The organism is Vibrio glycogenivorans (assembly GCF_051660965.1).
GTDB lineage: Bacteria > Pseudomonadota > Gammaproteobacteria > Enterobacterales > Vibrionaceae > Vibrio.
In genome coordinates, this window is record NZ_JBPVIS010000007.1 from 276,126 (window position 1) to 298,657 (window position 22,532).

19 protein-coding genes are annotated in these 22,532 nt (G+C 52.2%); 16 read left to right on the top strand and 3 right to left on the bottom strand.

The window, feature by feature from the left end; genetic code table 11:
• Positions 1 to 7: 7 nt before the first annotated feature.
• The 3 genes from argB to argH all read left to right on the top strand — a co-directional run bounded on the left by argB (position 8) and on the right by argH (position 4,420).
• Positions 8 to 787, top strand: a complete 780-nt coding sequence (gene argB / locus ACSTTG_RS15705; protein ID WP_438475494.1) for an acetylglutamate kinase — start codon at positions 8 to 10, stop codon at positions 785 to 787.
• A gap of 145 nt (positions 788 to 932) precedes the next feature.
• Entirely contained in the window at positions 933 to 2,147 is a 1,215-nt protein-coding gene (locus ACSTTG_RS15710) for an argininosuccinate synthase (protein WP_438475495.1), read from the top strand.
• A gap of 398 nt (positions 2,148 to 2,545) precedes the next feature.
• A complete protein-coding gene (gene argH, locus ACSTTG_RS15715) occupies positions 2,546 to 4,420 on the top strand; it encodes an argininosuccinate lyase (protein WP_438475496.1) in 1,875 nt (624 codons plus the stop codon).
• A 289-nt stretch (positions 4,421 to 4,709) separates the two neighbouring features.
• Here argH and ACSTTG_RS15720 read toward each other — a convergent pair whose 3' ends face one another.
• Entirely contained in the window at positions 4,710 to 6,167 is a 1,458-nt protein-coding gene (locus ACSTTG_RS15720; RefSeq protein WP_438475497.1) for a dihydrolipoyl dehydrogenase, read from the bottom strand.
• A gap of 117 nt (positions 6,168 to 6,284) precedes the next feature.
• Positions 6,285 to 7,013, bottom strand: a complete 729-nt coding sequence (locus ACSTTG_RS15725; RefSeq protein WP_438475498.1) for a glutathione peroxidase — start codon at positions 7,011 to 7,013, stop codon at positions 6,285 to 6,287.
• Positions 7,014 to 7,197: 184 nt separating this feature from the next.
• On the opposite strand from ACSTTG_RS15725, the gene oxyR reads away from it, so the two are divergent.
• Positions 7,198 to 8,088 (top strand): DNA-binding transcriptional regulator OxyR, encoded by an 891-nt coding sequence (gene oxyR, locus ACSTTG_RS15730; protein WP_438475499.1) that lies wholly within the window; start codon positions 7,198 to 7,200, stop codon positions 8,086 to 8,088.
• A 193-nt stretch (positions 8,089 to 8,281) separates the two neighbouring features.
• Here oxyR and ACSTTG_RS15735 read toward each other — a convergent pair whose 3' ends face one another.
• Positions 8,282 to 10,837 carry a penicillin-binding protein 1A gene (locus ACSTTG_RS15735; protein WP_438459874.1) on the bottom strand — a complete coding sequence of 852 codons (2,556 nt, stop codon included), beginning with the start codon at positions 10,835 to 10,837 and terminating at the stop codon, positions 8,282 to 8,284.
• Between the two features lie 140 nt (positions 10,838 to 10,977).
• On the opposite strand from ACSTTG_RS15735, the gene pilM reads away from it, so the two are divergent.
• The 12 genes from pilM to trpS all read left to right on the top strand — a co-directional run bounded on the left by pilM (position 10,978) and on the right by trpS (position 22,240).
• Positions 10,978 to 11,982, top strand: a complete 1,005-nt coding sequence (gene pilM, locus ACSTTG_RS15740; RefSeq protein WP_438475500.1) for a pilus assembly protein PilM — start codon at positions 10,978 to 10,980, stop codon at positions 11,980 to 11,982.
• Positions 11,969 to 12,544 carry a PilN domain-containing protein gene (locus ACSTTG_RS15745; protein ID WP_438475501.1) on the top strand — a complete coding sequence of 192 codons (576 nt, stop codon included), beginning with the start codon at positions 11,969 to 11,971 and terminating at the stop codon, positions 12,542 to 12,544. Before pilM ends, ACSTTG_RS15745 begins: the two co-directional genes overlap by 14 nt.
• Entirely contained in the window at positions 12,537 to 13,172 is a 636-nt protein-coding gene (locus ACSTTG_RS15750; RefSeq protein WP_438475502.1) for a type IV pilus inner membrane component PilO, read from the top strand. Before ACSTTG_RS15745 ends, ACSTTG_RS15750 begins: the two co-directional genes overlap by 8 nt.
• Positions 13,159 to 13,701: a pilus assembly protein PilP gene (locus ACSTTG_RS15755; protein WP_438475503.1), complete on the top strand. Its 543-nt coding sequence runs from the start codon at positions 13,159 to 13,161 to the stop codon at positions 13,699 to 13,701. Before ACSTTG_RS15750 ends, ACSTTG_RS15755 begins: the two co-directional genes overlap by 14 nt.
• A complete protein-coding gene (locus ACSTTG_RS15760; RefSeq protein ID WP_438475504.1) occupies positions 13,698 to 15,380 on the top strand; it encodes a type IV pilus secretin PilQ in 1,683 nt (560 codons plus the stop codon). Before ACSTTG_RS15755 ends, ACSTTG_RS15760 begins: the two co-directional genes overlap by 4 nt.
• 206 nt (positions 15,381 to 15,586) lie before the next feature.
• Positions 15,587 to 16,105, top strand: coding sequence for a shikimate kinase AroK (gene aroK / locus ACSTTG_RS15765; RefSeq protein WP_438459880.1), 519 nt, complete (start codon positions 15,587 to 15,589; stop codon positions 16,103 to 16,105).
• A gap of 28 nt (positions 16,106 to 16,133) precedes the next feature.
• Complete coding sequence (gene aroB / locus ACSTTG_RS15770; protein ID WP_438475505.1) at positions 16,134 to 17,234, top strand: 3-dehydroquinate synthase; 1,101 nt, start codon at positions 16,134 to 16,136, stop codon at positions 17,232 to 17,234.
• 36 nt (positions 17,235 to 17,270) lie between these two features.
• Positions 17,271 to 18,725 (top strand): AAA family ATPase, encoded by a 1,455-nt coding sequence (locus tag ACSTTG_RS15775; protein WP_438475506.1) that lies wholly within the window; start codon positions 17,271 to 17,273, stop codon positions 18,723 to 18,725.
• A 72-nt stretch (positions 18,726 to 18,797) separates the two neighbouring features.
• Positions 18,798 to 19,628, top strand: a complete 831-nt coding sequence (locus ACSTTG_RS15780) for a Dam family site-specific DNA-(adenine-N6)-methyltransferase (protein WP_438475507.1) — start codon at positions 18,798 to 18,800, stop codon at positions 19,626 to 19,628.
• Between the two features lie 76 nt (positions 19,629 to 19,704).
• Complete coding sequence (rpe, locus tag ACSTTG_RS15785; protein ID WP_438475508.1) at positions 19,705 to 20,376, top strand: ribulose-phosphate 3-epimerase; 672 nt, start codon at positions 19,705 to 19,707, stop codon at positions 20,374 to 20,376.
• 50 nt (positions 20,377 to 20,426) lie between these two features.
• Entirely contained in the window at positions 20,427 to 21,107 is a 681-nt protein-coding gene (locus tag ACSTTG_RS15790; protein ID WP_438475509.1) for a phosphoglycolate phosphatase, read from the top strand.
• 116 nt (positions 21,108 to 21,223) lie between these two features.
• Complete coding sequence (trpS, locus tag ACSTTG_RS15795) at positions 21,224 to 22,240, top strand: tryptophan--tRNA ligase (protein WP_438475510.1); 1,017 nt, start codon at positions 21,224 to 21,226, stop codon at positions 22,238 to 22,240.
• The last annotated feature ends 292 nt before the right edge of the window (positions 22,241 to 22,532 follow it).

A 22,532-nucleotide genomic window follows, 5' to 3' on the forward strand; every position in this document is an offset into this window, starting at 1 on the left:
AGCAACGATGACCACTCCATTAGTGATTAAGCTAGGCGGCGCAGCACTATCGTGCCAAGATACACTGCAACAACTGTTCGGCGCGATTGCCGATTACCAGCAACAAGCTGGGCGTGCGATTGTGATTGTGCATGGCGGCGGCTACTTAGTCGATGAGCTAATGAGCAAGCTCAACCTAGAGACGGTGAAGAAAAATGGTCTGCGCGTGACGCCTTATGATCAGATCTCGGTGATTGCTGGAGCGCTAGCGGGCACAGCCAATAAGCTGCTACAAGGCCAAGCTGTGGCCGCCAAGCTCAATACGGTTGGTTTGAGCCTTGCCGATGGCGGTCTGTGTCAGGTGACTGAGCTCGACCCTGAGCTTGGTGCGGTAGGCCAAGCTACCCCGGGCGACTCTTCAGTGCTGCAAGCGATTCTGGCTGCAGGTGCTTTGGCTATCATCAGCTCTATCGGCCTAACAGCGGGTGGTCAGTTGATGAATGTGAACGCTGATCAAGCGGCTGTTGCGGTGGCTGGCGCGTTGGATGCTGACTTGGTATTGCTGTCTGATGTGAGCGGCGTACTCGATGGCAAGGGGCACCTGCTGCACTCACTCGATGAGAAGCAGGCGCACGCTTTGATTGAAGGTCAAGTGATCACCGATGGCATGATTGTTAAGGTCGAGGCCGCGCTGCAGGCCGCGCAAGAGCTAGGGCGCTCTATTGAGGTCGCAAGCTGGCGCTACCCTGATCAGCTGAAAGAACTTTTTGCAGGTAAAAACATCGGTACCCAGTTTTTGCCTCACTAATGCCTAATTTCTTAGGCATAAAGAATTGAAAATACGAATTTGTAGCTATCGGTTTTGTACTGAATGAATTTGTAATTAATGGATTTAAAGAACAACGATTCCACCTGACCGCCAAGCTCAGTGTTGGAGAACATGGAGAAATAAAATGAGTAACGTTCAAGTAAATAAAGTCGTCGTAGCCTATTCTGGCGGTCTGGATACGTCCGTGATCATCCCGTGGCTAAAAGAGAACTACGATTGTGAAGTCGTGGCGTTTGTCGCCGATGTTGGCCAAGGTGCAGAAGAGCTAGAAGGCATCGAAGAGAAGGCAAAAGCATCTGGCGCCTCTGAGTGCTTCGTGGTTGACCTAAAAGAAGAGATGGTCGCTGACTACATCTACCCAACGCTAAAAACCGGCGCTTACTACGAAGGTAAGTACTTACTTGGTACGTCAATGGCGCGCCCAATCATTGCGAAAGCACAAGTTGAAGTTGCGCGTAAAGTCGGTGCAGATGCCTTGTGTCACGGCTGTACCGGTAAAGGTAACGACCAAGTACGCTTTGAAGGCGCGTTTGCAGCCCTTGCCCCAGATTTGCACGTAATTGCCCCATGGCGTGAGTGGGACCTAGTCAGCCGTGAAGAGTGTCTGGATTACCTAGCAGAGCGCAACATCCCATGTTCTGCATCTCTAACTAAGATCTACTCGCGCGATGCTAACGCTTGGCACATCTCAACCGAGGGCGGCGTACTGGAAGATACTTGGAACGCACCAAACGATGACTGTTGGGTATGGACCGTTGCCCCTGAGCAAGCACCAAATGAAGCAGAAACTGTTACTTTGAAAGTAGAACAAGGTGAAGTCGTCGCAGTTGATGGCGAAGCAATGACGCCATACAACGCGCTTGTCTACCTCAACGAGAAAGGTGCTAAGCATGGCGTTGGCCGCATCGATATCGTTGAAAACCGCCTAGTCGGCATGAAGTCACGCGGCTGCTATGAAACTCCGGGTGGCACCATCATGATGGAAGCCCTGCGTGCGGTTGAGCAGTTGGTACTGGATAAAGCTTCGTTCGAGTTCCGCGAAGAGCTGGGCGTAAAAGCCTCGCACCTAGTTTACGACGGCCGCTGGTTCACGCCACTGTGTAAGTCAATCCTAGCCGCTTCTGAAGAGCTAGCGCAGGATGTGAACGGTGAGGTTGTGGTTAAGCTCTACAAAGGCCAAGCCGTTGTGACGCAGAAACGCTCTGACAATAGCCTATACTCAGAAGAGTTCGCGACATTCGGTGAAGACGAGGTTTACGACCAAAGCCACGCTGGCGGGTTTATTCGCCTTTACTCACTATCTAGCCGCATCCGTGCTCTTAATGAAGCCAAGAAATAATGCTCTATGAGCAGGGGCGAGGAGCGGGGACGAGCTTCGCTCTTCGGGTTCGCTACGCTACGAGTGTTTGATGTGAGAAGCGAGCTGGAACTATTTAGTTTCCAGCTCGCTTTATTGTTGGGGGAGCTGATGAGCTCCCCAAGATCTCGTTTATCCCCATGAGTCTTTTTATCAACATCATTTAAATGATATTGTTCAGGATATCGCAGACCTTATCCCACTCGACAAACTCCTCGTTCCCCGAAGGACAAAGTCCGTACCCGCACCTCGCACCTTTGGTTTTGAATATTTATGTAAAAAATGTGAATTATTACTTTATTTCCACCCAAAATTACCGTACCTTATAATCCTATAGACGGATAAACAAAACCGACCAGGGAAGCATTAGGAGAACAGCAATGGCATTATGGGGCGGAAGATTCACCCAAGCGGCAGACACGAGATTCAAAGACTTTAACGATTCGTTGCGCTTTGATTATCGATTGGCTGAGCAAGATATTGTTGGCTCGATTGCTTGGTCGAAGGCACTGCTGTCGGTTGATGTGTTAACTGAAGATGAGCAGCAAAAGCTCGAGTTGGCGCTGAATGAGCTTAAGCTTGAGGTGATGGAAGACCCGCATCAGATCTTGGCATCGGATGCAGAGGATATTCACTCTTGGGTTGAGCAGCAACTGATCGGTAAAGTGGGCGATCTGGGCAAGAAATTGCACACTGGACGCTCGCGTAATGATCAGGTGGCGACAGACCTTAAGCTATGGTGTCGTCAGCAAGGGCAGCAGTTGCTGCTGGCGCTGGATCGCCTCCAATCTCAGATGGTGTCGGTGGCGCGTCAGCACCAAGGCACGGTTCTCCCTGGCTATACCCACCTGCAGCGCGCGCAGCCAGTCACTTTTGCACACTGGTGCCTAGCTTATGTTGAGATGTTTGAGCGTGATTACTCGCGTTTGAGCGATGCGATTAAGCGTCTGGATACCTGTCCTCTAGGCTCGGGCGCTCTGGCGGGCACGGCTTACCCAATGGATCGTGAAAAGCTGGCGCATAATCTTGGCTTTAGACGTGCGACGCGTAACTCGCTCGATTCAGTATCTGATCGCGACCACGTGATGGAGCTGATGTCGATTGCCTCTATCTCTATGCTGCACCTCTCTCGTCTGGCTGAAGATATGATTTTCTATAACTCAGGCGAGTCGAACTTTATTGAGCTGGCGGATACGGTGACCTCTGGTTCATCTTTGATGCCACAGAAGAAAAACCCGGATGCGCTGGAGCTTATCCGTGGTAAAACCGGTCGCGTTTATGGCTCACTGGCGGGCATGATGATGACGGTTAAAGCGCTGCCACTGGCGTACAACAAGGATATGCAGGAAGACAAAGAGGGTCTGTTTGACGCTCTGGATACCTGGAATGATTGTATGGAAATGGCGGCGCTGTGTTTTGATGGCATCAAGGTCAATGGCGAGCGCACATTAGAAGCGGCCAAACAGGGTTACGCGAATGCGACTGAGCTGGCTGATTACCTAGTCGCGAAAGGCATTCCATTCCGTGAGGCGCACCATATTGTTGGTGTCGCAGTCGTCGGCGCGATTGCCAAAGGCTGCGCACTGGAAGAGCTGTCGATTGAAGAGCTTAAGGTCTTCTCTGAGGTTATCGATGAGGATGTGTATAACATCCTGACCATCGAATCTTGTCTTGAGAAACGTAGTGCGCTTGGCGGCGTCTCACCAGCGCAAGTCTCGTTTGCGGTTGAGCAAGCAGAGAAGCGCCTGACGGCACGTGATACGTCAGCGGTGAAGGTACGCCCTGCGCGTCTAACCGATATCGAATCACTCGAGGGTATGGTGACCTACTGGGCGAACATGGGCGAGAACCTACCACGCTCGAGAAACGAGTTGGTGCGCGATATTGGCTCCTTCTCTGTCTCCGAGCACCATGGCGAGGTAACCGGTTGTGCATCCTTGTACGTCTACGACTCTGGCCTTGCGGAGATCCGCTCACTCGGCGTAGAAGCTGGCTGGCATGGACAAGGCCATGGTACGGCGATTGTTCAGCACTTGGTGGAAAAAGCCAAGCAGATGGCCATCAAGAAGGTGTTCGTGCTGACTCGTACCCCAGAGTTCTTTATGAACCACGACTTTATTCCAACCTCGAAGAGCTTGTTGCCTGAGAAAGTCCTCAAAGACTGCGACCAGTGCCCGCGCCAACACGCTTGTGATGAGGTGGCACTAGAGATTAATTTCGCCGAACAATTGATTGCAAAACAGAGTGTTGCCTAACGTTTGTGCAGCGTGCACAAAAAAAGATCAAAAAGATCGTTACCGTATGGAACCATTAAGAAAAAGCCCGGTCTATTAAAGTACCACTGCTTTTTCTTAGAAGAATCTAAGAGAGCCCCGATATCTACATTGATGTCGGGGCTTTTTTCTTTCCTGACTCTAGAAGAGAGGTTCGAGGTGCGGGTACGGACTTTGTCCTACGGGGATCGAGGAGGGGAGTGCTCGCGATAAATTACTCGTCACCCGGAACGCAGTGTAACTCGTAGTGAAACGTCCCCGCTCCTGTGTTTTAACAGCCAGGTCCGCAGTCTAAACAGTGTTTGATCATCTCTGGTCCTAAATGCAGCTTGGCATTCAAATCACGCAGTGCAGTGCGTACGCCTTCCTCAATCACAGGGTGGTAGAACGGCATATCTAACATCTCTGATACCGTCATCTTGTTTTGATGCGCCCACGCAAGCAGGTGTGCTAAGTGCTCGGCGTTGGGGCCGATCATCTCTGCGCCTAGGAAACGGCCGGTGCCTTGTTCGCCGTAGACGTGGAGTAGGCCCTTGTTGCGTAGCATGACGCGTGAGCGGCCTTGGCCCTCGAAGGAGACTTCGCCGGTGGCAAAGCAGCCGCAGTTGCCAAGGCGCGTTTCAAGTTGGCGGAAGGTTTCACCGACCATGGCGATTTGTGGGTCGGAGAACACCGCGGATATCGGCGAGCGGCGCAAGCCAGCGCGGATGTCTGGGAAGCGTCCGGCGTTGTCGCCTGCGATGCGGCCTTGGTCGGCGGCCTCGTGAAGCAGCGGGATCTGATTGCTGGCATCACCAGCGATAAAGATGCTCTCGGCGCTGGTTTGCAGCGTGTAGTGATCTGCCGTCGGTACGCCGCGATCATCAAGTTCAACACTGGTGTTTTCAAGCGCCAGCTTATCAACATTGGGACGACGCCCCGTTGCGGCAAGCACGTAGTCAACGATAAAGCTCTCTAGCTCACCATCGTGATTGATAAACTGGATCTCAACCTTATCTTGCCCCTCAAGGCGCTTCATCGACTCGACTTTGACATCAGCATCCAGATAGAACTCTTGCTTGAATGCTTTATCGGCGTAGGCCATGATCTCTGGGTCAGTCAGTGGGCCCACCTGCCCACCAAGCCCAAACAGTTTGACCTTAACCCCTAAGCGGTGCAGGGCTTGACCTAACTCGAGGCCGATCACGCCTGGACCGAACACAGCCACAGTTTCTGGCAAGTCATCCCAATCAAACACATCATCATTGATCACTAGACGATCACCAAGCTCATTCCATACCGCTGGATAAGCCGGGCGTGAGCCTGTCGCAATCACAATACGCTTAGCATTAATTTGAGTATGGTCATCGACAATCAGGGTTGTATCATCGACAAATTGAGCATAACCAGCAATCTTGTCTTGCGCTGGGATCTCATCGACTCCTTCAAGCACAAAGCCGACAAAGCGGTCACGCTCGCGTTTCACTCTATCCATCACCTCTGGGCCATTAATTACAATCTCACCTTGCGGGTGCACGCCAAAGCCTGGTGCTTTCTCGATTTGGTGCACGCTTTCCGCTGCCGCAATCAAGAGCTTAGAAGGCATACAGCCGACACGCGCACAAGTAGTGCCGTAAGGGCCGCCCTCAATCAAAACCACGCTTGGGGTGTGCGCTTTGGCAGCGCGGTAAGCACCAAGACCTGCGGTGCCTCCACCAATAACGGCAACATCAACGTTTAACTGTTTCATAATGGACTCTCTTAGGTGTTCTTTGTTCCAAGCGGTGGAAGCAAAGGAGAAGACATAAAGGGTTTAGAAGTAGAAAGTTACCTATCCCTGAGGATAGGTAACTGGATAGGGAAAGGATTAACCTAGGTAAGCTTCAAGCTCTTCGCTGCCGCCGATGTGCTTACCACCGATAAACACTTGTGGCACTGTCGACTTACCCGTTACCGCACGAAGACTCACGGTGGTGGCATCTTTACCCAGCACAACCTCTTCATACTCTAGACCGCTGTCGATTAGATTTTGTTTCGCCTTGGCACAGAAAGGACAGCCAGGTTTTGAGAATACGGTGATCGACTCTTGTACTTTATGCTCTGGCGCAACATAGCTCAGCATAGTGTCTGCATCCGATACCTTGAACGGGTCGCCCGGCTCGTTTGGCTCAATAAACATCTTCGCCACTACACCGTTTTTCACCAGCATGCTGTAGCGCCATGAACGCTTACCAAAGCCTAGGTCATTTTTATCAACCAGCATGCCCATGCCATCTGTGAACTCGCCGTTGCCATCAGGAATGAAGGTGATGTTTTCTGCTTCTTGGTCTTGCTTCCAAGCGTTCATCACGAAGGTATCGTTCACTGATACACACAGGATTTCGTCGACGCCGTGCTGCTTAAATACCGAGAATAGCTCGTTGTAGCGTGGCAAGTGGCTTGATGAACAGGTTGGTGTAAACGCGCCTGGTAGGCTGAATACGATGACGGTTTTGTCTTTAAATAGCTCATCTGTTGTTATGTTAACCCACTCATCACCTTGGCGAGTTGGAAAAGTGACTTGTGGTACTGCCTGACCTTCTTTTGATGCGAACATGTTGATACCCCTAAAAGTTATATTTTTGAATTCGGTTGTTGAGCATTGTTTAAGAGCGATTCTTATAATGATTTTCTGTTGCTCTCTGCTTTGATGGGTTCATTATCGGCAAAAACTTTTGATAGGGATAATCGTTTGGTGTTATCGTTTCGATAGGTAAGTTCTATCAAATGGTGATAAATCAATGAATATTCGTGACTTTGAGTATCTAGTTGCACTCGCAGAACACAATCATTTCCGCAAAGCGGCCGAGGCGTGTTTTGTCAGCCAGCCAACACTCAGTGGTCAGATCCGCAAGCTCGAGGACGAGCTCGGTACAGCGCTCCTTGAGCGCAGCAGTCGTAAGGTGCTGTTTACTGATGCTGGTTTGCAATTGGTCGATCAAGCTAAACGAATCCTAGCGGAGATTAAGCTATTTCGAGAGATGGCCAGCGGCCAAAGTGGCGAAATGGTCGGCCCAATGCACATCGGATTTATTCCGACAGTCGGGCCTTATGTGCTGCCAAAGATCATCCCAAGCCTTAAAGAGCAATTCCCTCAGCTTGAGCTGTTCCTCCATGAGGCGCAAACCCATGAGCTGGTAAGAATGCTGCAAGATGGCAAGCTCGATTGTCTGGTGCTCGCGGCCGTTTCCGAAACCGAACAGTTCAAAGAGATCACCCTCTACGATGAGCCAATGAGCCTCGCCGTCCCATGCGATCATGAATGGTCACAGCACGACAGCATCGACATGCAGCACTTGAATGGCAAAACAGTCCTGATGCTCGGCGACGGCCACTGCCTGCGCGACCAAGCCCTAGGCTTTTGTTTCGCAGCGGGCGCTAAAGACGACGATCGCTTCAAAGCCACCAGCCTAGAGACCCTGCGCAACATGGTCGCAGCGGGCGCAGGCATCACCCTATTGCCCGATCTCGCCCTACCCAAAGAAAAGCAAAAAGACGGCGTCTGCTACATCAGCGCCCAAAATCCAACCCCTTCACGCAAGATCACCCTCGCGTATCGACCAGGCTCGCCATTGCGGGGGAGATTTGAGCAATTGGCTGAGTCTATTCGGACTCGTCTTACTGACGAATAGAGGGTGCGAGGAGCGGGGACGCTACGCTACGGGAAGCGAGTAAAAGCATTAAGCTATGAAAGACAAAGTTAGCTCTAAAGCTCGCCCCTAAAACGATTAAAGCGCCTCGAAAGGCGCTTTAATCATTAGAGCGTCAAGCGAGTGCAAACCCCTCGCTCCTCGAAGGACAAAGTCCGTCCCCGAACCCCGCCCCCTAAAACAGTTCATCCCCATCAGAAAGCCCGCCACCCACACTCGAGCTAGTCACATAATCCGTTGGCTCGGTGCCTTCAGAGAAGTACTCAAACATGGTTGAACCATCAAACTTGTTGGTGAGCAGGCCGCTGTCGCGGTCGATGCGTACGCGGATGATATCTTTTGGTACATCCTTGCCTTGTTGTGGGACGCCATCAAGGGCGACTGACATAAAGTCTACCCATGCTGGTAGCGCGGTTCGTGCGCCTGCTTCAGCGCCGGTAACCTGATTTTTACCCAAGTTTTGGTTGGTGGTGGTGCGGCCAAGTTTGCGCGTGTGGGTGTCAAAGCCGACCCAAGCGGTGGCCACAACACCAGGGCCGAAGCCGTTATACCAGGCGTCTTTAGAGTCGTTGGTGGTACCGGTTTTGCCACCGATATCACGACGTTTGAGTGCCTGAGCGCGCCAGCCAGTACCGTTCCAGCCGGTGCCTTCGCGCCAGTTGCCGCCGCCCCATACGTTGCTGTACATCATCTCGCGCATCAAAAACGCGGTTTGCTCAGAGATCACTTGCGGCGCGTGAGACGATTCGAGATCTTGCTCTTGGAACTCATCAATCGCGGCGGTGGTGCAGTCTTGAGCGCAAATCGTTTTCGGCTGCGCCTCGAACTCTAGCTTGCCAAATGGGTCTTCAACGCGCTCGATATAAAACGGCTCAACATAGTAACCGCCGTTAACAAATACCGAGTAGCCCTGTGCCATCTGCATTGGTGTCAGGCTGCCTGCGCCAAGCGCGATCGTCTCAGAGCGAGGAAGGTCTGATTTATCAAAGCCAAAGCGAGTCAGGTAGTCACGGGTTTCATCCAGACCCACTTCACGCAGTACACGCACAGCCATCACGTTCTTAGAGGTCGCCAAGCCGATACGCACGCGCGTTGGACCGGTGTATGTCGGTGGTGAGTTCTTTGGACGCCACGCGGTGCCTTGGCTCTTGTCCCACTGGTTGATTGGCGCATCATTAATTAGGGTTGCTAGCGTCATGCCATTATCGATGGCTGCCGAGTAGATAAACGGCTTGATGCTTGAACCAACCTGACGCACTGATTGGGTTGCGCGATTGAACTTGTTGTGGACGAAGTTAAAGCCACCCACCAGTGAGATCACTGCGCCATTTTCAGGATTCATTGCCACAAAGGCCGTGTTCGCTTCCGGCACTTGGCTAAGACGCCATGTGCTCACTACTTGGTTTTCTTGACCTTCTTCACTATCAGCTATTTGCTCGCCTTCAGCGACTAGTTCGCTTTCAACTGACGGTTGGTTTTCAACTAAGGTTGCAAGCTCACGTACCCAGATCATCTCACCAACGCTAACCACCTCACTTGGTGATTTTGGCGCAGCACCTTGGCGGTCATCATTGATAAATGGGCGTGCCCATTTCATGTTGTCCCACTCGACGATCTGCAGGCCACGGCTCTTAACCTGCACCTGTGCACCAGTGGCATCGACAGCGGTCACTACCGCTGGTCGTAGCTGGCCGTAGATAGGATGTGGACGCAGGAAGCGGTTGATCTCATCGCTTGAGAGAGGCGTGTCGCCTTCCTGCCATGCTGCTTCACGTGCACCGCGGTAGCCGTGTCGCTCGTCGTAAGCTAACAGGTTATCGATCGCTGCGGTGTTCGCGGCTTGTTGAAGCTTAGAGTCAACCGTGGTGTAGATGCTCATACCCGAGGTGTAGGCATCTTCACCATAGCGCTCAACCATCCAAGCGCGCGCCAGTTCCGCAACATAAGGTGCGCTGAGTTCAATCTCAGCGCCGTGGTATTTCGATACTACCTCTTCCGCGCGCGCATCATCATGCTGCTGTTGCGTGATATAGCCTTCTTCAAGCATGCGCATTAGCACCACATTACGACGACTGATGGCGCGTTGTGGTGAGTAGATTGGGTTCATGGTTGATGGGGCTTTTGGCATGCCCGCCAGAGTTGCAATCTGGCTTAGGGTCAAATCTTCCAGATCATTGCCAAAGTAGGTTTGCGCGGCGGCGCCAAAACCGTAGGAACGATAGCCAAGGAAGATCTTGTTGATGTACAGCTCAAGGATCTCTTCTTTGGTCAGCAGTTGCTCGATCTTCATCGCAAGGAAGATCTCTTGCACCTTACGCATGATCTTCTTCTCGTTAGAGAGAAAGAAGTTACGCGCTAGCTGCTGGGTAATAGTACTCGCACCCTGCTGAGCGCTGCCTGACATGACCACAACCACGGCCGCACGGGTGATACCAATCGGGTCAAAACCATAGTGGGAATAGAAACGACTATCTTCTGTGGCGATCAGGGCATCGATCAGCTCTTGAGGGATGTCCTCAAACTGAACTGGGATGCGTTTTTTCTCGCCAAATTGGGCGATCAACTTGCCGTCTTGGCTGAAAATCTGCATTGGCGTTTCGAGCTCAACTTGACGTAGCTCATCAACATTAGGCAGATCTTTCTCCACATATAAATACAAAGCAAAAATTGCACTGACTCCAAGAATCATGCAAACCAATGTGAAAATGAATAATCGCTTTATGAATTTCACCGAAAAATCCTTGATTGGTTAAGGTTGCCAATTAGCAAACCCTTGTACTCTAAGCTAAAAAAAGCTCATGGCTAATTATCGCTTAAATCTGCAGCAAATGAAAAAAAAGATTGCTGCTTTTATCGAGGGAGCTTTCTACTATGGGTATTCCACAGCTCACGGGCATCGATTTTGGTCGCTATAGTATCAAGGCAGTGGTTGTAAAGCCCGCAAAACAACACTGCACCATTCTAGCGTGCCATGAGTTGACCGTGGAGGAGGCGTTATTTTGCGCTAACCACGAGCTGAAGTATCAAGACAGTGTCAATAAACTCAAACAACTGAACAAAAAACTACCAGGTTTTCGGCGTTATGCGGCGATCCCATTGCCTAGCCATGCGGTGATTTGTAAGCCGGTCAGCTTGGATATCGCCACCGACAGCGCTGGGCGTGAGGCCTTGATAGCTGACCAGTTTGCGGCCCAATCGCCGTGTCATATTAGTGAGCTTTACCTCGACTATGTCGCTCAGCCAAGCGGGCTTGAGGTCAAAGAGTCTTATCAGGTTTATGCCACCAAGCGACATCTAGTCGACAACCGCACCGAGATCGTAAAGGCGGCAGGGCTTCGCCCGCTGGTGGTGGATACCCAAGCGCATGCCTTGTTACAAATCTGGCATCTTGCCGCCGCCATGCACAGAAACAAGCACTGGTTACTGGTGGACATCGGCGTTAGCCAAGCGATTGTTTGCGCCGCACCAGAGCAGGGACAACAGATAGTACAGGTGGTGCACTTCTCTATTGCTCAGCAACAAACAGCTCAGCAACAAACTGTTCTGCCACAAAATCCCCAGCCACCAACCTCTGCACATAGCTCTAACCACGTTGATACGCACTTTGCCGAGTTCCTGGATAAGCTGGAGTCTCTGATGGTACGGATTGCCTCCAGTGCGCCGGAGCAGATTGAGGGGCTTTGGTTGACGGGGGGCAATGCCGCTGAGTTGATTCAAGCGATTCAAGTGCGTATCAAACTACCTGTTGAGAGCTTGGATCTTGGCGGCCTTGTCAAGACGCGCTGTCAGCCGCCCGCAAGTCATTACGCGACCGCTTTGGGAGCAGCGCTGGGCGCTTGGCAATGGCTGGAGGCGCATGCTGATGAGTACGATTAATCTATTACCCTGGCGAGAACAGCGCCGCCGAGCCCATCAACAGCGCTTTTGGATAGTGCTGGTGTTTGGCGTGCTGGCGGCGATTGCACTGCAGTGGGCGATCAGTGGCTATCTTATCTCGCTCGTGGATGCGCAGCAGGCTCGGGTGAGCAGTCTCGAGCAGCGCAGCATTGCGATGGATGGGCAGCTCAACCAGTTAGCTGAGCTCAAACAGCAGCACGCTGAGCTGATGAGCGAGTCTAATCAGCTTGAGCGCAAGGTAGTGCGGCGAGTTATCGTCATTCAGTGGATGAATCTATTACCTCAATTGGTGCCTGATGCCGTGTATTTGGATACGGTGCGCCTTAAGGGTAATCAAATTACCCTCAGTGGCTTTAGTGACAGCACCACGGCGATCACTTCGATGCTCGAGAATATCGAGCGCAGTGAGGCATGCACCTCGGTCAAGGTGCACACTATCGTTCATCAAAGGCGCTATGGCCTTGAGGGGCAGCGCTTTCAATTATCGATTCAGTTAGCCCCGTTTCACTCATCTTATCCAGAGAGTCAGCCAGATGTCTGATCTGCAAGAGTGGGAGCTAGAAGATATCCTCGATTGGTCGTTTCGCGCCCAGCTTGGTGTGGTGGTAGGGGTGATGCTACTGATTCAGGTGATTGGCTCGATTTGGGTTCAACACGCGCACTATCAGCAGTGGTCGGCGCTTAAGCTGCGTCAGCAGTCACTAGAGCATACGGTCAGGGTTAAAGGCGCTCGCTTGTCAGCGCTAGCGCAGCAGCAAGCCGTGAATCAGCAAGCGCAGCAGCGTTATCGCCAGTTGTTTGACTTGCTCAGCCAACCGGTTGAGCTGGCGACTATTGTGGCCGATATCCATTCCCACGGTCAGCGCCTTGCCTTGAGCTTCACTCACTTGGAGTGGGGAGATAGGCAAACCAGTGAGGGGATGACGCGAGTGCCGGTAAATATTCGCTTATCTGGGGCGTATCATGCCATTGGTCAATTCAGTGAGGCGTTGGCACACCTGCCCTATGTGATCAGCGTTGAGCAGGTCAGTTGGCAGCGCCTAGCTCCTGACAGCGACTTGGTGGAGCTGCAGCTGCAAGCCTTTACCTATCAGGCGCCTAATTACCAAGGGCCTATTTACCGAGGACCTAGCTACCAAGGACAGCAGGAGGCCGATGATGCAAATTAATCTCGGGCGCTTGTTGGTGCCAGTGAGCTCGTTGTTACCGTGGTTGGGGCTGCTGCCTGTATTCACTGCTAGCTTCAACGTTCAATCTCAAACTGAGCCTATGACGAGCCAGTTAAGGCAGCAGGAGCCGACAGTAAAACCAAGTCGACTAGGTTATTTTGGAGTAGGTTATCTAGCCTCGAATTTGCGCCAGCCGTTCGCGCTGCCAAGTCAGATGACGCCAAAGCAGTCACCCACTGAGAGTGTCACCCAAACCTGTTCACCAAGTGATAGCAAGCAAGTTAACGGACTGGGCCAGTCCACTGGTCTCATACTGCGTGGCGTGCTTGGAACCCCCCAGCGCCGGATTGCATTGCTACAAACCTCGGATGGACAGAGCTTACAAGTCACAGAGGGCGATCGGCTGGACGCACAGGGCAGCAAGGTAGCAAGGGTTATGTCTAATCGAGTCGAGATTGCGCAGGTGGGCCGAGATCAGAATGGCTGCATTCAGACACGTACGTTAACTTTGACCCTGGACCAAAGATGAGTAGGAATAGGTTTTCTCGGTTTTTGTTGGTCGTGCTATTGGCGGTAGTCAGTTGCATTGCTTGGGGGCGTGTGGCGAATGCTAACCCCCAGAGCAATCCAGTCTCGGCTAATCAATTGTTGGGCGTCGACTTTCAACTGACGGCTCAGCGCCAGGCCCTGGTAAAGGTGGCACTAGCAAGCCCTAATGTGGCGCTCGATGTTTCACCGAGTGAGCGAGAACTCACGATTACCTTGTTTGACACCAGTGTGGCGGATTCGATGCTTAATCTGTTTGATGTGACGGACTTTGCGACCTTGGTTGAGAGTATCGAGGTGATGCGCCTTGAACGTCAGACGCAGCTGGTGATTAAGGTCAGCGAGCCGTTTGAGTTTGAGCACCAATTGGCGGAGTCCGGACTTGAGGTGGTCTTATGGCGCGCGCCAGTCAATGCGATACAGCGTCTAGGGAATCAGGAAATCTCACTCAACTTTCAGCACATTGCGGTGCGTGATTTACTGCAGATGATCGCTGACTACAACAATTTCAACCTAGTGGTATCGGATGCGGTTGAGGGGCATTTAACCCTGCGACTCGAAGGCGTGCCTTGGCAGCAGGTGTTGGATATTGTCTTGCAGGCCAAAGGGCTCGATAAGCGCCTGGAGGGCAATGTGATGCTGGTGGCGCCTGTCGCTGAGCTGGCCGAGACGCGTCAGGCGAGGGCGATGGGTGCGTTGGTCTCGCGGGTGTTTGCGATCAACTTTGCCAGCGCTGCGGATGTGGCGCAGGTGATCTCTGCGCAAGGTGAGCAGGGGCTGCTGTCACCGCGCGGCTCCGTGACAGTCGATCAGCGCACCAACTCGCTACTAGTGCGTGATGTGGCGGTAAATCTGGATGAGATAGAAGCTATCGTCACCGCGCTGGATATACCGGTTAAGCAGGTGCAAATTGAGGCGCGCATTGTGTCCATCAGTGAGGGGAACCTTGATGAGCTTGGTGTAAGATGGGGGCTGCGCTCAGTGGGTGATAACTATAAAGTCGGGGCGACAATTGAGGGCAATCAGGACAGTATTTTGGATGTTGACCGCGCCTTGGATGAGCTATTGAACGTCAACCTGGCGGTGAGTGCGGCAAGCGCCTCATCGATTGCTTTTCAGGTCGCCAAGCTTGGCTCAGACACCTTGCTTGATTTAGAGCTTTCTGCTTTGCAGCGCGAGTCGAAGGCAGAGATCATCTCCAGCCCGAGATTGCTCACCACCAACAAGACGCCAGCGTATATTGAGCAAGGGACAGAAATCCCCTATTTAGAGGTAGAGGCCGCATCCAGCGGCGCGACCAGCGTGTCGTTTAAAAAAGCGGTACTCAGCCTTGAGGTGACGCCGCAGATCACGCCGGATAATCGTCTGGTGCTGGATTTAAGCGTCACCCAAGACCGTCCCGGTGAGGTGGTCAAAACCGGCACCGGCGAGGCGGTGGCGATCAACACCCAGCGCATCGGGACTCAGGTTTTGGTCGAAGATGGCGAAACCGTGGTGCTGGGTGGCATCTATCAACACAGTGTCTCTGATGCGACAGAGAAAGTGCCGCTGCTCGGCGATATCCCCTTGTTCGGGGCTCTGTTTCGGCGCACCTATCAGCAATTGGGCAAAAGTGAATTGCTGATCTTTGTCACGCCGAAAGTGGTGCCGCAAGCCAAATAATCGTCATGCAACTAGACTCCGCCGGTGATTATTTATCATCACATCAAAAATAAATTTGCATTACTGGCACCTTATCTAGATAATTTCGGGTCTTATCACGTCTGTCTGTGAGGAATTGGTGCTACAAGAGGGCGTTTTGCGACCCAGCAATTTTTGGGGTTCTTGTAGCGATGTCATTGATTTAAAAGTTGTAAGTTACTGCTAACATGGCTGAAAAACGAAACATTTTTCTTGTTGGTCCTATGGGCGCGGGCAAAAGCACAATTGGCCGCCACCTAGCTCAACAATTACACATGGAGTTTATTGACTCCGACACGGTTATCGAAGAACGCACCGGTGCGGACATCGCATGGGTTTTTGATGTTGAAGGCGAAGACGGTTTCCGCAAGCGCGAAGAAACAGTGATCAACGATCTGACTCAAGAGCAAGGCATCGTACTTGCGACTGGTGGCGGCTCTGTACTTAGCAAAGAGAACCGTAATCGTCTTTCTGCTCGCGGTCTGGTTGTTTACCTAGAAACGACGATCGAAAAGCAGCTAGCCCGTACTAACCGCGACAAGAAGCGTCCACTGCTTCAAACGGATGACCCGCGTGAAGTACTTGTATCGCTAGCGGACGAGCGCAACCCACTTTATGAAGAAGTCGCCGATTACACCGTGCGTACTGATGATCAAAGTGCAAAAGTGGTAGCCAACCAGATCGTAAAAATGCTAGAAGAACGTTAATACGTTTTATTTTTAGCGGAGATAAACCATGGAACGGATTACGGTCGAGTTGGGCGAACGAAGCTACCCAATCTCTATTGGTGCCGGATTATTTGATGATCCGGCTCACTTCTCTTTCCTTTCAGGTCAAAAACCATCAGCGCAGAAAGTGGTGGTGATCAGCAACGTCACGGTTGCGCCTCTCTATGCAGAGACCATTTTGGCCAATCTTAAACAGCAAGGCTGCGATGCCGCATTGCTGACCCTGCCCGATGGCGAGCAATACAAAAATCTCGAGACCTTTAACCAGGTGATGGACTTCTTTATCGAGGGCAACTATGCCCGCGATGTGGTGGTTGTCGCGCTCGGTGGCGGTGTGATCGGTGATTTGGTTGGCTTTGCCTCAGCGTGTTACCAGCGTGGGGTGGACTTTGTCCAGATCCCAACCACCTTGCTCTCGCAAGTGGACTCTTCGGTGGGCGGTAAAACCGCCGTGAACCATCCGCTGGGTAAGAACATGATCGGCGCCTTTTATCAACCGCAAGCGGTGATCATCGATACCAATTGTCTCAAAACCCTGCCAGCGCGTGAGTTTGCCGCCGGTATGGCTGAGGTGATCAAATACGGCATCATCTACGATGGTGAGTTTTTCACTTGGCTGGAAGACAACCTTGATGCGCTGTATGCCTTAGATGAGCAAGCACTGACTTATGCGATAGCTCGCTGCTGTCAGATCAAAGCCGAGGTCGTGGCGCAAGATGAGAAAGAGTCGGGCATTCGCGCGCTGCTCAATCTTGGTCATACCTTTGGTCACGCGATTGAGGCCGAGCTCGGTTACGGTGAGTGGCTGCACGGTGAAGCAGTCTCTGCTGGCACTGTGATGGCGGCAAAAACGGCGCTGATGCAAGGCATGATTGAGCCGGCAGACTTTGATCGTATGCTGGCGCTACTCAAGCGTGCTCAGCTTCCGGTGCAAACGCCAGATTCAATGACTTTTGCGGATTTTATGACCCATATGATGCGCGATAAAAAGGTCCTTGCAGGGCAGTTGCGTCTGGTGCTGCCAACCTCGGTGGGTAGCGCGCAAGTGGTCAAAGGCACCCCTGAAGACGTGCTGCGCGAGGCGATAGATTTCTGTCGTCAGGTGTAGTAATACCCGTTATAGTGATCGTGAGGTGACACGGCGATGAGCAATGCCCGAGTATTGGAGTTGGACTCGCAGCAAGAACTGCTCGAACGCCTGTCACTATTAACCCGCTTCGGTTCAAACTTGGTGGTGGTTGGCGGGCATGCCGGCTCTGGTAAGTCGTGGTTAAGTCAGCGCTTTTTGGAGCAGTATGCCGATGAGCAAAATCAATCGCTGCTGCTATGCCATCCCAATCAAACCGAGCAGCAGCACCGCACCACCTTAGTTGAGCAGTGGTTTCCAGGTCAGGACTTGTATACTAATCAAAGCCTGACTGAAAACCTTGAGCGTATACTCGATGGGGAGCCGTGTCAGCTACTCTTAGTGGTGGATGATGCACATCTGCTGTCAGACCAACTGCTTAGCGAGTTATGGCTGCTCAATGTCGCGGCCAATCAGCGCTACGCGTGGTCAGTCAATATCGTCTTGATGGTCACCGAGGGCAGCGTCAACCCACTGCTCAGAAGGCTGAGTTTTGGGCAAGAGCTCAAACCTGTAGAGATGGATATTGAGCCGCTTGATGAGCACGAGGCGGAGCGTTTTTTTGAATTTTTGGTTATGCGCTACGTTGAGCCGGATATGGAAAAGCAGGTTCGACGGTCATTTGCAACAGTGACACGATATCCAGGAGAGATTATGGCACTCGCAGAGCAGAAAAAAGAGAGAAGGGTGATCGTGCGTTCTATCGTCGGCTCACCGATGTGGCTAGCACTGATCGTACTGTTCGTCTTACTCTTGATTGGTGGGGGCTACTGGTGGCTCAACCAGCAAGCAACGCCGGATGAGAACCGCCAGCGGATCGAGTCTATGCTTGAGCAGACGGTGATCCCAACCCTACCAAGAACGAGTACTGCCCCAACCAGCGAGCCAACCGAAGATCCGCTCTACGCCCAGGCCACGGATGACAGCTCGGCGCTGCCGCCGGAGATCACCAGCCAAACCGCGACCGTGGGGGTGGATGATAGCGATCGCCGTGTGGTGATCACCGCTGACGTGGTGGATGCGTTGCTCGATGAGAGTGCGACTGCTGAGTCAATACCGCAGATGCAACAACTTGAGCAATTGGTGATCCAAGATATCGCGCCGCCGCCAACCGTCGAGATGCGCGAACTCACCGAGACAGCGCCGCCAACGCCACCCACTCAGATTAACTTCTCTTTTGCCCGTGAAGAGTTATTGGCTTTCTCGCCGCGCAGTTACACGGTGCAGATTGCCGCATTGACTAGCCTTGAAGACGTGCAGGCGTTTCTCGATGAGCATCAGGTCGATGGCGAAGTGCGTGTTTACCCAACCGAGCGCAGCCAGGTCACTTGGTATATCGTCACCTACGAGAATTACCCTTCGATTCAAGCCGCGCGCGAGGCGATTGCAACGCTACCAGGCGATATCAAAGAGCTGGGCCCGTGGGCCAAAGCGATGACTCAGGTGCATCGTGAAATCGAGGCCGCAAACTAAGTTACTTGCACGGGTAAATGTGATACATTCCGCAGCCTAATTTTTCGAGTCAAGAAAACAGCAGAGCAGTAGATGAAAAAGCAGCGTGCCTTTTTGAAATGGGCTGGTGGAAAATACGGTTTGGTTGAAGACATTCAACGTCACTTGCCAGAGGCGCGCAAGCTGGTGGAGCCGTTTGTTGGCGCAGGCTCTGTGTTTCTCAATACTGATTACGATCAGTACCTGCTGGCGGATATCAACCCCGACCTCATCAATCTGTATAACCTGCTCAAAGATGATGCCGAGGAGTATATCTCTGAGGCTAAGCGCTGGTTTACTCCAGAGCACAATCGCAAAGAGGTTTACCTTGATATCCGCGCGCAGTTTAACCAGACTGACGATGTGATGTATCGCTCGCTGGCGTTTCTCTACATGAACCGTTTTGGTTTTAATGGCTTGTGCCGTTATAACAAAAAAGGCGGCTTTAATGTGCCGTTTGGCTCGTACAAAAAACCGTACTTCCCTGAGCAAGAGCTGGAGTTCTTTGCTGAAAAGGCCAAGAAAGCGACCTTTGTCTGTGAGGGCTACGTGGATACCTTTAAGCGCGCGCGTAAAGGCTGCGTGGTGTATTGTGATCCTCCCTATGCGCCGCTATCGACCACAGCGAATTTTACCTCTTACGCCGGCAATGGTTTTAGCTTAGATGACCAAGCCGCGCTGGCGGATATCTCTGAGCGTACCGCCTTTGAACGCGATATTCCCGTGCTGATCTCCAACCACGACACCACGCTGACGCGCCGTTTGTACCATGGGGCAAACCTCAACGTAGTCAAAGTAAAGCGCACCATCAGCCGTAATGGCGCGGGCCGTAATAAGGTTGATGAGCTGCTCGCCTTGTACGATCCCGCCAAACCAGTCAATTAAACGTTTGCGTAACCGGATCTGGGTTAGGTAGAATGGCGCGCAACTCATAACCGCCGTCACTTCACCGAGGTCCGAAATGAAAGATTTCCTTATTGCCCCTTCCATCCTATCTGCTGACTTTGCTCGTTTGGGCGAAGACGTTGAGAAAGTACTGGCCGCGGGCGCTGACGTTGTTCACTTCGATGTGATGGACAACCACTATGTGCCTAACCTGACCTTCGGTGCGCCAGTGTGCAAAGCGTTGCGCGACTACGGCATTACCGCGCCTATCGATGTGCACCTGATGGTGAAGCCAGTCGATCGCATCATCCCTGATTTTGCCAAAGCAGGCGCGTCGATGATCACCTTCCATATCGAGGCCTCTGAGCACGTTGATCGCACCCTGCAGCTGATCAAAGAGCAAGGCTGTAAAGCGGGTGTGGTACTCAATCCTGCAACGCCACTGAGCCACCTTGAATACATTATGGATAAAGTTGATATGATCCTGCTGATGTCAGTGAACCCAGGTTTTGGTGGTCAGTCATTTATCCCGAATACGCTAGATAAGCTGCGCGCAGTGCGTAAGTTGATCGATGAGTCGGGTCGCGATATTCGCCTTGAGATTGATGGCGGCGTGAAAGTGGATAACATCAAAGAGATCGCAGAAGCGGGCGCGGATATGTTTGTTGCTGGCTCGGCGATCTTCAGCCAGCCTGATTACAAGCAAGTGATCGACCAGATGCGCAGCGAGCTAGCACAAGTTAACTAATTGCCTGTCTCTGGCTTGCGCCAGAGACGCCTAACATTCAAGGACTGTGAATGAATAACATCAAGCTGATTGCTTTTGATCTCGATGGCACCCTGCTCGACAGCGTGCCAGACTTGGCGGTGGCGGCAGACCAAGCCGTGCAGGCGTTGGGGTTTCCCGCGGTAAGCGAGGCGCAGGTGCGTGATTATGTGGGCAATGGCGCTGACGTGCTCATTGGCCGTGCACTGAGCCAGAGCTTGACGGTCAATCCTGAGCTTAGCCCTGAGCTGCGCGCCAAAGCGCGCACCCTGTTTGATGATTTCTATCAGCAAACGGGACATAAGCTGAGCCACCTATACGCTGCGGTGACCGAGACGCTGGAAGTCTTGCATCAAGCGGGGATAACCCTGGCGCTGGTGACCAACAAGCCATCCAAGTTTGTCCCGGATGTGCTAGCCAAGCACGGCATCGATAAGTACTTTAGCGATGTGATTGGCGGTGACACCTTTGCTGAGAAAAAGCCTAACCCAATTGCGCTTAACTGGCTGATGGACAAGCACCAAGTGACGCCAGAGCAGATGCTGATGGTCGGCGATTCGAAAAACGATATTCTTGCTGCGCAGAACGCTGGCTGTTACTCGTTTGGCCTGACGTATGGCTACAACCATGGCGAGCCGATCAGCAACAATAACCCGCACTATGTGGCGGACTCAGTGGCGGAGATTGTCGACTTGGTTTTAGTTTCGGCGTAATGTCGAAAAAACGACTAGCAAAATACTCGTTAATAAGTACACTGGCATAACCGTGTGGGTAAAACTCACGCGGTTTTTTCATTTTATTAGATTAAGAAGTCAAAGGAATTATTCCCATGAGCAAACCCATTGTATTGAGTGGTGTTCAACCATCAGGTGAACTAAGTATCGGTAACTACTTGGGTGCTCTTCGTCAATGGCAACAGATGCAAGATGATTACGATTGCCAATACTGTGTCGTCGACCTTCACGCGGTAACGGTTCGTCAAGACCCGAAAGCCCTGCATGAAGCGACTCTCGACGCACTTGCTATCTGTCTTGCGGTTGGTGTTGATCCTAAAAAGAGCACGCTATTTGTTCAGTCACATGTACCAGAGCACGCTCAACTAGGTTGGCTTCTTAACTGCTACACCCAGATGGGTGAACTAAACCGCATGACGCAGTTCAAAGACAAGTCTCAGCGCTACGCGAACGACGTCAACGTCGGTCTGTATGACTACCCTGTACTGATGGCAGCAGACATTCTGCTGTACGGCGCACACCAAGTGCCTGTGGGCAGCGACCAGAAGCAGCACCTTGAGCTAGCGCGTGATATCGCGACCCGTTTTAACAACATCTACAGCCCAGAAGCGCCAATCTTCGAGGTGCCAGAGCCGTACATTCCAACCGTGAATGCGCGCGTGATGAGCCTGCAAGACGCAACCAAGAAGATGTCAAAGTCGGATGATAACCGTAAGAACGTGATTACCCTGCTGGAAGAGCCAAAGTCGATCATCAAGAAGATCAACAAGGCGCAAACCGACACTGAGACCCCACCACGTATTGCCAACGATTGGGAAAACAAAGCGGGCATCTCAAACCTAATGGGTCTGTACTCAGCCGCAACAGGCATGAGCTTCGACGAAATCGAAGCCAAGTACCAAGGCGTTGAGATGTACGGTCCATTCAAAAAAGACGTCGGCCAAGCCCTAGTTGAAATGCTAGAGCCTATCCAAGCTGAGTACCGTCGTGTGCGTGAAGACCGCGCATACCTAGACGCAGTGATGAAAGAAGGCGCTGAGAAGGCATCGGCTCGCGCGGCAGAGACGCTGAAGAAAGCGTATGCTGCAGTAGGATTCGTAGCACGCCCTTAGGGGCGGCTAGAGGCGAGAAGCGAGGACGCTGCGCTCGAGAGGCGAGTGTTTCGAGTGCGTTACGACTTCATCGCACTATTAAGCATTATTACATGATATTAAGAGCCCCAATGCCTTATGGCATTGGGGCTCTTTTGTGTTTTAAGGAACAGAGAGTCAGTAAGCTGCTATTCGAGTACCAATCCTTTCAGCGCGCTCGAAACCACCTCGCCTCTCGTCTCTCGATTCTCGCCTCTGCCCCAAGGCACAAGATAGTTTTTACCTATCAAACCAACAGGCACAGCAAATTTGT